General features: G+C 69.3%; 11 protein-coding genes. 2 read left to right on the top strand and 9 right to left on the bottom strand.

Annotation, left to right across the window (positions count from 1 at the left end; all coding sequences use genetic code 11):
* Positions 1 to 21: 21 nt before the first annotated feature.
* The 7 genes from BM199_RS06460 to BM199_RS06430 all read right to left on the bottom strand — a co-directional run bounded on the left by BM199_RS06460 (position 22) and on the right by BM199_RS06430 (position 9,066).
* Positions 22 to 1,605, bottom strand: coding sequence for a Wzz/FepE/Etk N-terminal domain-containing protein (locus tag BM199_RS06460; RefSeq protein ID WP_091671114.1), 1,584 nt, complete (start codon positions 1,603 to 1,605; stop codon positions 22 to 24).
* Entirely contained in the window at positions 1,602 to 2,978 is a 1,377-nt protein-coding gene (locus BM199_RS06455) for a YveK family protein (protein WP_091671111.1), read from the bottom strand. Before BM199_RS06455 ends, BM199_RS06460 begins: the two co-directional genes overlap by 4 nt.
* A gap of 129 nt (positions 2,979 to 3,107) precedes the next feature.
* Positions 3,108 to 4,460, bottom strand: a complete 1,353-nt coding sequence (locus tag BM199_RS06450) for a glycosyltransferase family 4 protein (protein WP_091671108.1) — start codon at positions 4,458 to 4,460, stop codon at positions 3,108 to 3,110.
* Positions 4,461 to 4,473: 13 nt separating this feature from the next.
* The gene (locus tag BM199_RS06445) at positions 4,474 to 5,787 is read right to left on the bottom strand and encodes a nucleotide sugar dehydrogenase (RefSeq protein WP_091671106.1); all 1,314 of its coding nucleotides are present in this window, start codon (positions 5,785 to 5,787) and stop codon (positions 4,474 to 4,476) included.
* A gap of 76 nt (positions 5,788 to 5,863) precedes the next feature.
* The gene (locus BM199_RS06440; RefSeq protein WP_091671103.1) at positions 5,864 to 7,075 is read right to left on the bottom strand and encodes a BtrH N-terminal domain-containing protein; all 1,212 of its coding nucleotides are present in this window, start codon (positions 7,073 to 7,075) and stop codon (positions 5,864 to 5,866) included.
* A 68-nt stretch (positions 7,076 to 7,143) separates the two neighbouring features.
* The gene (locus tag BM199_RS06435; RefSeq protein WP_091671571.1) at positions 7,144 to 8,016 is read right to left on the bottom strand and encodes an LLM class F420-dependent oxidoreductase; all 873 of its coding nucleotides are present in this window, start codon (positions 8,014 to 8,016) and stop codon (positions 7,144 to 7,146) included.
* Between the two features lie 87 nt (positions 8,017 to 8,103).
* Entirely contained in the window at positions 8,104 to 9,066 is a 963-nt protein-coding gene (locus tag BM199_RS06430; RefSeq protein WP_091671100.1) for a YncE family protein, read from the bottom strand.
* Positions 9,067 to 9,238: 172 nt separating this feature from the next.
* Here BM199_RS06430 and htpX point away from each other — a divergent pair, with 172 nt between their 5' ends.
* A complete protein-coding gene (gene htpX, locus BM199_RS06425; RefSeq protein ID WP_091671097.1) occupies positions 9,239 to 10,105 on the top strand; it encodes a zinc metalloprotease HtpX in 867 nt (288 codons plus the stop codon).
* Positions 10,106 to 10,116: 11 nt separating this feature from the next.
* Here htpX and rfbA read toward each other — a convergent pair whose 3' ends face one another.
* Both rfbA and BM199_RS06415 read right to left on the bottom strand, forming a co-directional pair.
* The gene (gene rfbA / locus BM199_RS06420; RefSeq protein ID WP_091671095.1) at positions 10,117 to 10,998 is read right to left on the bottom strand and encodes a glucose-1-phosphate thymidylyltransferase RfbA; all 882 of its coding nucleotides are present in this window, start codon (positions 10,996 to 10,998) and stop codon (positions 10,117 to 10,119) included.
* Between the two features lie 79 nt (positions 10,999 to 11,077).
* Positions 11,078 to 12,181, bottom strand: coding sequence for a sialidase family protein (locus BM199_RS06415; protein ID WP_091671570.1), 1,104 nt, complete (start codon positions 12,179 to 12,181; stop codon positions 11,078 to 11,080).
* Between the two features lie 296 nt (positions 12,182 to 12,477).
* On the opposite strand from BM199_RS06415, the gene BM199_RS06410 reads away from it, so the two are divergent.
* Positions 12,478 to 12,750: a hypothetical protein gene (locus BM199_RS06410; protein WP_143101779.1), complete on the top strand. Its 273-nt coding sequence runs from the start codon at positions 12,478 to 12,480 to the stop codon at positions 12,748 to 12,750.
* Positions 12,751 to 12,783 lie beyond the last annotated feature (33 nt).

The following is a 12,783-nucleotide window of genomic DNA, read 5'->3' as shown; positions in this document are numbered from 1 at the left end:
TGCCTGTCGCGCCACTCGCGTTCACACGGTTCCGCGCAGCCCGGCGGAACCGACCGGAGGGAAGCGCTTCGTCGGCAGGTCCCCGTCGTGGACGACACCGCCGTTGCCATTGCTGTTGCCGCCGCCGGGTGCGGCACTGCCCCCGGCCGGCGCTCCTCGTCCGCGCAGCGCCGTGTGCAACCCGTCCCACAGCGTGCCGTCGGACTGGTCACGCGGGTCGGGATCCACCAGCACGACGCCGATGATCGGGATCCGGCTGTCCGCCAGCTGCCTGGCGACCGTGTGCAGCCAGGCGGTGTTCGCGTGGCCCGCGCGCACCACGAGCAGCGTCTCGCCGCCGAGGCGGCGGAGGTCGGTCCACGCGGTCCCCGGCGCTACCGAGCCGAGGCCGACACGCCGCCGCGAGCCAGCGGCCGGTGTGTCGCCGTCTCCCGCCGCGGCGTCGTCGAACGCCACGACCCGGATCGGTTCGGCCGACGTGACCCGCGAGGCCAGGTGCTGACCCGGCAGGTCGTCGACGACGGTCACCGGGCGGTCGGCCGCGAGTGCCCGCGCGATGTCGAGCGCGAGATCCGCCGTCGTACGCGGGCTGCCGAGGTCCAGCAGTGACACCGCGGCCGAGCCACCGGTGCCGTTCTCCCGGACCAACCTGGCGAGGGTGGCAGCCGTGCGTGCCCGCCGGGTGACGCCGGGGGAGCGGCGCCAGAGCCGGGCTGGTCCCCTGCGGGGCCGGGACAGCTGGGCGACCACGGACGCCCCGAGGTGGGCGGAGATCTCCCGCCGCAGGACGGGCCGGTCACGGACAACGCCGGTGATCGCGGTCAGGGTGAGGCCCGCCGCGAGCCCGAGGACAAGTCCGATCAGCGCGTTCAGGGCGACCGTGGAGCGGAGCGAGCCGGGCAACATCCGTGGTGCGTCCACGATCTGCGTGCCTGCCGCGACCCTGGGGGCGCCGATGCCCGCCTCGTCCGCGCGTCTGCCCAGTTCGGACACCTGTGCGGCGAGGTCCGCCCTTCTGGCGTAGAGGGTCTCGAGTTGCGGTGCGGTCTCCGTCCCGAACTCGGCCTCGGTCGAGGCGATCGTGGAGTCCACTTCGGATAGTTCTTTCTGGAGCCGGTCGCGTTGGTCGCTCAGTGCCTTCGCCTCCGCGTCCGCGGCCGCCTGGACTCGTTGGACGTGGTCGGCGATGAAGGCTTCGGCCAGTGCGGTGGTCCGGGCCAGCGCATCGTCGTCGCTCGACCCCTTGACCGTCAGCTGCAGCACGTTGCCGGTGATGGCGGTGCCCTCGTAGGTCTTGAGGAAGTCCGTGGGACGTTCGGGCGACCCCAGCAGTTCCAGCGCCGCTGTCGCGACCCTGGTCGTCTGCAGCAGGGCGATGTCGGTGCGCATGAGGCTGCCGCCGTCGGAGGGCTGGTCGTCCTCGTGCACGACCAGCAGCTGCGTGACAGCGGTCGGGGGCGCGGGCAGCAGTACCGCCACCGCCGCGCCGAGCAGCAGTCCGAGCAGCCCCAGGGACAGCCAGGTGCGCCGTCGCCTGCGCACGGTCACCAGTAGTCGTTGCAGGTCCAGCAGCGGCTGGGACTCGGAACGGGAACCGGTGCTCATGCCGAACCCGCCATCGCCGAGTCCGAGGACGCCGCGGCCGCCCCGGCTTTCGCGGGGGCCGAACCCCGCTCCCGAGCCACCGGTTCGGCCCGGTAGGCGAGGACGGCGCCGAGGACGGCATGGCCCGAGTCGGCGCACGCCTCGGCGATGCCCACGAGTTCCCACGCCGTCCTGCTGCCCGAGGTGAGCACCACGACGGCTCCGGAAAGGTGGCCTGCGTCGTCGACCGTCGGCCGGTGCACGGCGACAGCGGTGACGCGCAGGGTGATCCTGGCCTTGGGGTCGGTGGCCGCCGCCGCGGCCAACCGGTCCGCGACGCGGTGTGCGGGGAGGTCGTCATCGGGCACGAGCAGGAGCACCTGTGAGGGCGTGCTGGTCGCCGCCCGGAGCCGGGTGAGGACGCGCTGATCCCGTACGCCCTGCGCGTGTTCGTCGAGTCCGGCGCGGACCTCCGCGTTCCACGGCCGCCGACCGAGCACGAGCTCGCGCAACCTGCCCAACGGCCCCCGGAAGGCCGGTGTTTCCCCGATGTCCGGCACGTCGACGTCGCCGAGCAGCGGTGCGCCCAGAGCGGCGGCGATGTCCGACTCCGCGCGCAGTCGCCGGTCCGCCCTCGCCGCGACGAAATGCCCGGCGATGCCGAGCAGAACGAACAGCGCCGCGCCCGCTGCGACGAGCTGGAGCAGGGTCGGACTGGCCGGGGCCGCCGGTCTCGGCGCGGGACCCATGACGACCTGTTTGGACTGGCCGGAGGTTTCCCCGGCCTCGGTCAGGTTGGTCATGGCGTCGCGCAGTGCGGAGCGAAGCGCTTCGAGTTCGGTGCTGATCTGGACGCTCTCCACGGTCGTGCCCTGGTTCGCGATCGAGTTGTGCAACTCGGTGATGCGCTCGTTCGTCGCGGTCACCCGTTGCTGCAGCGTCTCGCGCAGCTCGGTCTGCAACTGGGCGGCGGCGTCCCCGCTGTTGCCCGCGAGCTGGGTCGAGAAGGTGACGTACTCGGCGGCCGCCTGGTCGGTGAGTTGCTGCGCCTTCTCCGGGGTCTCGGCCGTCGCGCCCAGTTCGATCACGTTGCCGTCGACGGCCTCGGCGGTGACCGAACGCGCGAGGTCGGTTCCGCTGACGCCCCAGGCCAGCGCCGCTGCCGTGCGGTCGAGGACCACGGAACTCGTCGCGATCTGGGTCTCGGTGAGGATCTGGTCCGGCTCCCGCGGTCCCTGCAGCAGAATGCTGGTCGAGGTCACGTAGCCGGGGGAGAGCACCAGCGAGGAGGCGGCGCCGACGAGCGCGCCCAGCACCGCGAGGACGGTGAGCAGGCGCCACCGTCTGCGCAGAATCCGCCCGAGTACGGGCAGACGCACGAGGTCGTCGTCCAACGTCTGCGCCTCCCTCAGGTCGCGGATCCGCGAATGGCTTTCCTCTCACGTCGCGCCGCTGATCGCTTTGGTTACAGCCGGGCCGGAGAGTTGTTCGAAAAGAAACCGAGCGTTACCCCGGAGGGTTGTTCACCGGCAGGCAGCGGAGTAGGCCGCGAGCAGCGCCGTCCTGGAGTGCGCCCACGACAGCGGTCCCTCGATCCGCTCCTGGCCGAGACCGCCCATGCGCGCTCGTTCACCGGGGTCGTCCAGCAGCCGGTCGACCAGCTTCGCGAACTCCAGTTCGTCGTTGGCGGGGGCGTAGACGGCAGCATCGCCTGCCGACACCCGGGCCTCGCGCAGGTCGAACGAGACGATGGGCCTGCTCATCGCCATGTATTCCATGATCTTGTTCATCGTGGACACGTCGTTCAGCGGGTTCTTCGGATCCGGGGAGAGGCAGACGTCCGCGGTGGACAGGTAGCGGACCAGGTCGGCGTCCGGGATCCGCCCGGTGAACTCCACACGGTCGGTGAGCCCGAGTTCCGACGCGAGGTCCACCATCGCGTCGAAGGTGTCGCCCGAACCGACGAACACCGCATGCCAGTCCGCGCGCCCGAGGTCGTCCTGCAGGTGAGCGAGTGCGCGCAGCGCGTAGTCGACCCCGTCCTGCGGGCCCATCACGCCGAGATAGCAGAGCAGGTGCTCCTTGCCGTTCTTCAGCTCGGGTTCGGCGGGGACAGGACGGAACCGCTCCACCGCGGGCGCGCTGCGCACGACGAAGACGTCCTCGGGACGCTTCCCGCCCCGGCTCAGCGCGACGTCGCGGTAGCTCTCGTTGGTGGAGATCACCACGTCCGCCGCGCGATAGGTGCGTCGTTCCAGGGCGCACACCGCGCGGTAGAGCAGGTCCCGCCCCCGGTCGAACCGGGAGAGGTACAGCTCGGGAACCAGGTCGTGCTGGTCGAAGACGAAGCGGGTGCCCTGGCGCTTCAGCATCAGCGCCACCAGGAACAGCAGGTCCGGCGGATTGCAGGCGTGCACGACGTCGATCCGGCCCAGCGCCCGTACCTTCCTGGCGAGCCGGAAGGTGTGCCAGAGCGCGGTCCCGTACTCCTGCAGGTACCCGGCGGGCCCGCCGGTGGCGGCACGCAGGGGATAGCGGTGGATGTGCACCCCGTCGATCTCGGTCTCGGCCTCCGTGTCCCGCTTCGTGCCCTGTGGGCAGATCACGTGCACGTCCCAGCCCGCGTCGCGCAGGGTGGTGCACTCCTGCCATACCCGCCGGTCGAACGGCACGGAAAGGTTCTCGACGAGGACGAGCGCCCTGCGGCCGTCCGAAACTCTTTCACCGCATTCCCGCGAACGCGCGCCCGCGATCGCGTCGCCAGGGCATTCCGCGGTGGGATGGCTCGTCTCTGGGCGCGTGTTGCCCTGCCGCCCCGATAGCGGACCTTCGGTGGGCGCGTTCCGGCTGTCGCCCTGAGGACGTGAAAGCTTCATTTCCGACGCTCTTTCACCAGGCAAGGCCGACGTATCCTTCCTCGGCCCGGCGCACTTCGGCGTCGGGCATGCGGACAAGGTCGATGAGCGTCGGCCCGTTGTGCGGCAGCAATGCCAGTACCGCGGGGTCGGTGCTGCCGACCAGGCAGACCTCGGCGTGGTCGAGCACTTCCGCCACGGAGCCGACGAGCAGCTGGCCGAGGTGTGGCAGCCTGCTCTCGATGTACTCGCGGTTCGCGCCCATCAGCCGCGACAGGCTCACGTTCGCGTCGTAGATGCGCAGGTCGTAGCCCTTGCCGAGGAGCCGTTCGGCAAGTTCCACCAATGGGCTCTCGCGCAGGTCGTCGGTCCCCGGTTTGAACGAGAGGCCGAACAGCCCGATCCGGCGTTTCCCGGTGCGCGCGACCAGGTCGAACGCGCGTTGGAGGTGCTCCTCGTTCGAGGGCAGCACGTTCTCCAGAATCGGCACGGACACGTCCGCCCGATGGGCGGCGTAGACCAGACCCCGCAGGTCCTTCGGCAGGCAGGAGCCGCCGAAGGCGAAGCCGGGACGCAGGTAGGCGGGGCTGATGTTCAGCTTGCGGTCGGCGAGGAAGACGTCGATCACCCGGTGCGAGTCCAGCCCGAGCGCCCAGCACACCGCGCCGAGTTCGTTGGCGAAGCCGATCTTCAGTCCGTGGAACGCGTTGTCGGCGTACTTGGTCATCTCCGCGACCGGGATCGGCACCCGGAACACCTCGCCCGGCAGCCCTTCGTAGAGGCGGCTCACGGCGTCGCCGCTGGCCGCGTCGAGCTCACCGATGACGGTCTTGGGCGGGTCGAGGAAGTCCCGGACGCTGCTGCCCTCGCGCAGGAACTCCGGGTTCACCGCGACACCGAAGTCCACTCCCGCGGTGCGTCCCGATGCCTTCTCCAGGATGGGGACAAGCAGATCGAGGCACGTTCCCGGCAGCATCGTGCTGCGGAAGACGACCGTGTGCCTGCGGTCCTGCTCCGCGAGCGCCGCGCCGATCTGCTCGGTCACCCGCTCCAGGTAGGTCGTGGACAGGCTCCCGTTGGGGGCGGACGGGGTGCCGACGCAGACCAGCGAGACCTCGCTGTTCGCGATCGCCTCCGCGACGTCGGTGGTGGCGCGCAGAGCACCGCTGCGCACGACCTCCGAGGTCAGTTCACCGATCCGTTCCTCGACCACCGGTGCCTTGCCCGCCCGGACGAGATCGATCTTGAGCGGATTGACATCCACCCCGACGACCTGGTGACCGCGACCGGCAAGACAGGCGGCGGACACGCATCCCACGTACCCCAGGCCGAAGACGCTGATCTCCATCAGGCTCCCCTCCGCTGCCCGGAAGGCAGTCACGTCGTCTCCTGATTCGCCTGCCGGGCCGTGGTTGTTACGGGGGTTATCGAGTGGTGACCTGGGAGAGTGCGGCGACGGCGCCGGTCTCGGCCGTGTGAATGTCGCGCAGCCTGCTGCCGAGGTCGGTGAACAACGACCCTGCCTGCCGTTCGGTGAACGGATCCTCCGCGTCGTAGTGGGCCCGCAGCCGCCACAGCTCGGTGCCTGCCTCGGCGGCGGCCTGCTGCCCGGCGTCGCCCGCGGTCACGCCTTCCCGTACCCGAGCCGTCAGCCCGCGCATCCAGCCGAACTCGGGCACGTCCTCGGGTAGCGCGGCGTCGGCGAACTCGCGCCAGCGTCTGCTGATGTCCCGCCAGTTCGCCGCGTGGGCTTCCAGTTCGGGAGCGTCCAGCAGGACAGCGGCCTCGGCGAGGCCGTCGGCGAAGAGGTCGCGCAGGTGCCCGCCGCCCATGCCCGCGGGATCGACGCCCTCCCAGATCGACAGCAGAGCGCCGACGAGGCCGCGACGGTCGGCGAACACCGCAGGCCAGCCCTTCGCCGCACGCTCGTCCGTCAGCAGGGTGGCCCACTTGCGCCAGGCGGGCAGCGCGAACGACGTGGATTTGGCGGCGAGCCGCCGGGTGCAGTCGGTAAGCCCGGACCTGACGGCGTCGGCGAGGCGGTCGCGGTCGAGATCACCGGTGCGCACCACCGCGAGCAGGTTCTTCGCCGAGCCCACCCTGCCGCGCGCCTTGTCGAGTGCCGAGCGTTCCACCGTGAGCGGGGCTCGATTGCGGTCGTCGAGGTGCACCCGGTCGCCGGACTGGGCGTACGCGACGACGAGATGGCCGCCTATTCCGTCGGCCGCCTCGGGGAGATACCAGTAGCCGAGTGGAAAACGGTCCGGCTGCACGATCGCGGGCTCACCCGCGTCGAGCGCGGCGGACAGCCGCTTCGCGGCACCCCGCGCCCCGCGCGTGGTGTGTAGGTCCATTCGCAGCCCGAGACGTTCCACTGTGGACTTGAGCCAGAATTGGGTGTGCTGCCACTGGGAACGGAATCCCAGCACAAGCGGTTTGCTGCCGTCGCGGGTGAATTCCCACAGGACGTAGCCGGCGCCGATGCCGCCGGAGGCGAGGAAGATCAGCGGTTCGGTGACATCGGCGCCGCGATGGGCGAGCACGTTGGTCAGCGCGGAGACATCCGGTTGCCGCCCGCCGCGCAGCCGGTACCCGTGGTCGGTGCCGGGTGTCTCGTCCTGCTCACCGCTGGTCATCTCACCTGCCCTTGTCCGGCTGCCGTGCGGGGTCAGCTACAGCATGCCGGACAAGGGCGGAGTCAGCACTAGAACCCGGCGGCCACCTCGATGACATCCTTGCCGAACCGCTCGATCCGCGAGGTGTCGTGCACCTGCGGCATGTAACCGAGGGCCGCGTCGACGCCGAGCCCGGCCAGCCGGCGCAGCTCGGTCAGCAGTTCATCGGTCTTCTCGCCGTTGTCGCCGGTGTCCATCGGCTGGTAGACGGTCTTGGTGATCTCGTCGTAGTCGCGCCCCTCACGCTCGCAGTGCTCGCGCAGTACGGTGAGCTTGTGCTCGAGGTCCGGCGTGTTGAACAGGTTGCAGGCCTGCGCGTACCTGGCGACGAATCGCAACGTCTTCTTCTCGCCTCCGCCGCCGATCATGATGGGTGGGTGCGGGCGCGAAAGGGCCTGCGGCACGTTCAGCATCCGCTCGGCGTTCACGTGCCTGCCGGCGAAGGGCTCCTCGGTGTCGTCCCACATACGCAGGCAGTACTGCAACGCGTCCTCGAGTAGTTCAAAACGCTCCTTTGTGGACGGGTACTCGAAGCCGAGACCCTTCGCCTCCTCCTCGTTCCAGCCAGCGCCGACACCCAGGATCGCGCGGCCGCCGGACAGTACGTCCAATGTGGTCACTGCCTTCGCGAGTAATCCGGGGTGTCGGTAGAAGGCGCCGGTGACCACGGTCAGCAGCTTCGCGCGCTCGGTGTGCGCGGCGAGGAATCCGAGCGTGGTGTAGGCCTCCAGCATGTCGTTCTCGGGTGGGCCGACGACCGAGATCTGGAAGAAGTGGTCCATCACGGCGAGGTAGTCGAAGCCTGCCTCGTCCGCGGTACGGGCAACGGTCGCGAGTTCCCGGCCGAGTGCCGTGGAACCGTTCGGCCAGGTGAAGTCGGGAATCTGCAGGCCAAGTCGCATGTGCATTCCGTTCCGGTTCTCGTGGGATGTCTGCGTTTTCCAACGTACCCCCGGAGTCACTCCAGCTCGGGCGGTCGCTCTGGCCGTTCAGAAATCGCGGATGACGGTCAGTGCGTCGTGCAGTGGATCCGTGAGGAAGACGGTGCCGTCGAGCTGGTTCACCGCGATGCGACCGGGGTTGATGCCGAGCGAGACCACGCCGTCGGTCGCGCCGGTCGCGCCGCTGATCCTGATGAGTCCGTTCGGTCCGCCGTTGGTGTAGACGTCACCGCTCTTCTGGTGCACCGCGACCGAGGAGCCCGCGCTGTGCAACAGGATCGTCGACACCTGTTGCCAGATGTTTCCGCTCACCACCGAGAGATGGTGAATTCCGGCGTTGGCGACGAAGACGGTGTTCGTGGCGGCGTGCACCGCGGTATCGGCGGGCACCCGGCCGACCGGCACCCGGTCGACGACCCTCTCCTGCGCGGTGTCGAACACGACGAGCTTGTCGTCGTCGCCCGCGGTGAAGTACGCCAGTGCCCGATCCGGGTCGGTGGCCGCGCTGTTCAGTTCCGAGTCGTGCACCGCGACCCTCGCCCGCACGGTGTCGGTGCCGCCGTCGATCACGGCCACCTGGCCGGAAGACGTCCCTGCCGCGTAGACCGTGTCGGTCACCTCGTCCACGGCCAGGGTCGAGGTGCCCGCACCAGCGGCGATGGTGGCCAGTACCCGCCCGCGGAGCGCGTCGAGCACCGTGACCGTGCCGCTGTCCGCATCGCTCGCGTACAACTTTCGGGTGATCTCGTTCACCGCGAGGTCGGTCACCCTGCCACCGACGTCCACGGTGGTCCGCACGACACCTCGCGCGCCGTCCACGATGGAGATCGAGCCGTCGCCGCTGTTGCCGACGTAGACCGTGTCGGTCGCGGAGTCGACGGCGAGGGCGAACGGGCGGTCGCCGACCGGCACCCGCAACACGCCGGTGCCGTCCGCGGGAGTGGCGGGCGACGTGATGAGCGCGGCGGTGAGGGCCAGTACGAACAGTCCGCCTTCGATCGGTCCGCGCACGGTTCCTCCCCCAGCCGGGTGGGTATCACGCCACTGGCAGGACGGTAACCCGATCTTCGCTTGCACGCCTGTTGTGCTGCGCGAATGCCCGGGTGAGGATCGGTGGGCGGAACTCTGACCGGCTGTCACACGTTGTCATCAGCGGGGACGTCGCGGATTTGGAGGCGCAGGAGTGCACAGGCATCAGAACGGGTTGAAGACCGCGCTGTTGCTCGGCCTGCTCAGCGCCATCATCGTCGGGATCAGCGCGGTGTTCGGCAGGGGAGCGCTCGTCATCGGCCTTGCTGTGGCACTGGGAATGAACGCTTACGCGTACTTCAAGTCGGACACGCTGGCGCTGAAGGCCATGCGGGCACGGCCCGTTTCCGAGGCCGAGCAGCCCGCGATGTACCGGATCGTGCGGGAACTGGCGACGTCGGCGCGGCAGCCGATGCCCCGCCTCTATGTCAGCCCCACCCAGGCGCCCAACGCCTTCGCCACCGGTCGCAACCCGCGCAACGCCGCCGTGTGCTGCACGGCGGGAATCCTGGAACTGCTCAACGAACGGGAACTGCGCGCGGTGCTCGGTCACGAGCTGTCGCATGTCTACAACCGGGACATTCTCATCTCGTGCGTCGCGGGCGCACTGGCCAGTGTGGTCAGTGTGGCCGCGAATATCGCGATGTTCGCGGGAATGTTCGGCGGCAACAACCGCGAGGGTGGCAACCCACTGGTCATGCTGCTGGTGGTGCTGGTCGGGCCGATCGCCGCCGGCGTCGTGAAGATGGCGGTCAGCCGGTCACGGGAGTACGAGGCGGACGCGTCGGGGGCCGAACTCACCGGTGACCCTCTCGGGCTGGCGTCGGCGTTGCGCAAACTCCAGCGTGGGACGCAGATCGCACCGCTGGCGCCGGAACCCAAGGTCGTCTCCCAGTCGCACCTGATGATCGCCAACCCGTTCCGGCCCGGCGAGCGGTTGTCGCGGATGTTCTCCACCCACCCGCCGATGGAGGACCGGGTGCGCAGGCTCGAGCAGATGGCCGCGGGCTGGAACCGCTGAGAGCGGAACTATCAGCCCGTGGCTCCGGCCGACTTGGCCACGGCCATCACGTACTCGCCGTAGCCGGACTTGGCCAGCTTGGCGCCGAGCGCGAAGCAGGCGTCCGCGTCGATGTATCCCATCCGCAGGGCGATCTCCTCCAGACAGGCGATGCGCACGCCGGTGCGATGTTCCAGCACCTGCACGAACTGTGCCGCCTCCAGCAGCGAGTCGTGGGTCCCGGTGTCCAGCCAGGCGAAGCCGCGGCCCAGGTCGAGCAGCCGGGCACGGTCCTGGCGCAGGTACGTCAGGTTCACGTCGGTGATCTCCAGCTCCCCCCGTGGCGACGGGGTGAGGGAGCGGGCGATGTCGACGACCTGGTTGTCGTAGAAGTACAGCCCGGTGATCGCCTTGTTCGAGCGGGGGTGCTGCGGCTTCTCCTCGATCGAGATGAGCCTGCCGTTCTCGTCCACCTCGCCGACGCCGTAGCGCTCGGCGTCCTTCACCGGGTAGCCGAACAGCGTGCAGCCGTCGAGAGTGGACACCTCCTGCTGGAGGCGGCCGGAGAAGCCCTGGCCGTAGAAGATGTTGTCGCCGAGAACCAGCGCGACGTCGTCGTCGCCGATGAAGTCGTCACCGATGATGAAGGCCTCGGCCAGACCGTTGGGGCTGGGCTGCTCGGCATAGCTGAGCCGCAGGCCGTACTGGTCACCGTCACCGAGCAGCCTGCGGAAGTTGGGCAGGTCCGCGGGGGTCGAGATGATCAGGATCTCGCGGATCCCGGCGAGCATGAGAACCGAGAGCGGGTAGTAGATCATCGGCTTGTCGTAGACCGGGAGCAGCTGTTTGGAGACGGCCTGTGTGATCGGGTGCAGGCGTGTTCCGCTGCCGCCGGCCAGCACGATGCCCCTCATGCGTTGCTCCCTACTGGGTAACCTGGATGATCCGCGACCCACACTATCGGGTGGCCTTCGCGGCGCGGTCGAACTCCGGTCAGGACGCGGGGCCCTTGGCGAAGTAGGCCCGGCACACCCGGTCGGAGTCGTAGTCGGCGGCGATCTGCAGAACATTTCGCCCACCGTCCACGGGCAGCAGGGTGGAACTGTAGTTCGGGCACCAGTTGTCGTAGGGCTTCGTGACATGGACTGGGGCCGGAACCTCGTACCAGTTGCCGGAGCCGAAGTTGTCGTTGGCGAGCAGGGTGCGGCCGTTGCCGGGCAATGGCTTCCCCTTCGCATCGACGTAGATCTGGCCCACCATGAGCAGCCGGGTGCCGTTCCTGCCCCCGGGGAACAGGGTGACGGTCTGCGCGTGCTGGAAGTGCTTGCCGCCCGCCGCGCTCACCCTGGTGCCGGGCTTGCCCGGATCGCCGAAGTCGGCGCCGTCGGCGGAAATCTTGAAGTAGGGGTCGCAGAAGCGGTCACCGTAGTTGCAGATCTCGTAGGCGAAGTAGTAGCGCCCGTCCGGCAGGCGCCGCACGATCGGCATGCCGGGGCGCACCCGGTGCGGGGAGATCGCCAGGGTGTGCTGCTTGTTGCTCCAGGTCAGACCGTCGGTGGAAGAGATCCGGTTGAGCACCTGGGCGTGCTTCGGGGCCTCGGTCTCGTCGGCGTAGTGCAACCAGAGCCTGCCGCCAGTGTCGACGTTGAACTCCGGCTCCCAGACGCCGTCGTGGTTGTGCGAGCGGGCGGCCTCGGAGAGGTAGGTCCAGCTGCGCCCGCCGTTGCGGCTGGCCCAGACCTTGATGCCGATTCGTCGGTTGGGGCCGGACTGATGGCCGTAGCTGGCCGCCCAGAGCAGCGTGCCCGCGCGCATCGCGCCGACGCGTTCGGGCAATTCGTAGAGGGTGCCGCAGCACATGCCACCCCTGCCCTCGGGATCGCGGATCTCACCGATCCGCCGAAACGAGCGGCCCTCGTCGAGGCTCTCGTACACCGGCGTGTAGTGCCCGGCGCGGTCCCGGCTGTTGACGACGGCGATGATCCGCCCGTCCCGCCCGAGCCCACCGTGTTCCAGCCGAATCAGCCGCGGATACGCACCCTGGCCAGGGTGCAGCAACGTCCGCCCACCCGCCACGGCCGAAACCGGCGCCAGCATCCCCGCGAACAAGACCAGCGAAAGCCCCAACACCAACCCCCGCACGAGCCCCACAGCCACACCCCTTCCCCTAAGCAACCGCCCGATTACACCACGAAGCCCCCACTTTGCACTTCCGACGCCCGACTTCGCAGTTCCGGCGCCCGAGTTCGCAGTTCGCGGTTCGCGCATGCTGCGCCAGATCCGGCATGCCCGGGGCAAGTCGCTGGCGGTGATCCGCCGGTGCCGGTGTAGCTCGTTCGAGTGGTTGCCCGCGGTGACACGGTTAAGACCGGCATATCGGACACCCTGACGTTATGTGGTGGATCAGACGCCTTTACCCGATGTCGAGCCGCAGCGCCGACGATCTCAAGGCCGGGTACCGACCAGTGGTCGGTGGGGTGCGGCACCGCACGTGCCGTTCCATGGACCCGCCGCCCGGATCCGTGGTTGGGATGTTGTGCGGACTCATCCACGAGGTGGGCTCGCGCCGGAAGTCGCCGCACGTCTACGACTGTTCGGCGTGCGAGGAGGTGCACGCCGAGCGAGGCGGATGGCGCGTCGACAACGACGGCGCCGTGCATGACTGAGTGACGACCCGGTGAACGGCGACCCCGCACACG

Origin of the sequence: Amycolatopsis marina (assembly GCF_900111885.1) — a bacterium.
Classification (GTDB): domain Bacteria; phylum Actinomycetota; class Actinomycetes; order Mycobacteriales; family Pseudonocardiaceae; genus Amycolatopsis; species Amycolatopsis marina.
The sequence above is the reverse complement of the archived record's forward strand: the minus strand, read 5'-3'. Positions and strand labels throughout refer to the sequence as shown.

Bases quoted from the DNA above. Each gene is read 5' to 3' on its own strand.
- BM199_RS06460 (WP_091671114.1), bottom strand. From the start codon at position 1,605: ATGAGCACCGGTTCCCGTTCCGAGTCCCAGCCGCTGCTGGACCTGCAA.
- BM199_RS06450 (WP_091671108.1), bottom strand. From the start codon at position 4,460: ATGAAGCTTTCACGTCCTCAGGGCGACAGCCGGAACGCGCCCACCGAA.
- BM199_RS06445 (WP_091671106.1), bottom strand. From the start codon at position 5,787: ATGGAGATCAGCGTCTTCGGCCTGGGGTACGTGGGATGCGTGTCCGCC.
- BM199_RS06440 (WP_091671103.1), bottom strand. From the start codon at position 7,075: ATGACCAGCGGTGAGCAGGACGAGACACCCGGCACCGACCACGGGTAC.
- BM199_RS06435 (WP_091671571.1), bottom strand. From the start codon at position 8,016: ATGCGACTTGGCCTGCAGATTCCCGACTTCACCTGGCCGAACGGTTCC.
- rfbA (WP_091671095.1), bottom strand. From the start codon at position 10,998: ATGAGGGGCATCGTGCTGGCCGGCGGCAGCGGAACACGCCTGCACCCG.
- BM199_RS06415 (WP_091671570.1), bottom strand. From the start codon at position 12,181: ATGCTGGCGCCGGTTTCGGCCGTGGCGGGTGGGCGGACGTTGCTGCAC.
- BM199_RS06410 (WP_143101779.1), top strand. From the start codon at position 12,478: ATGTGGTGGATCAGACGCCTTTACCCGATGTCGAGCCGCAGCGCCGAC.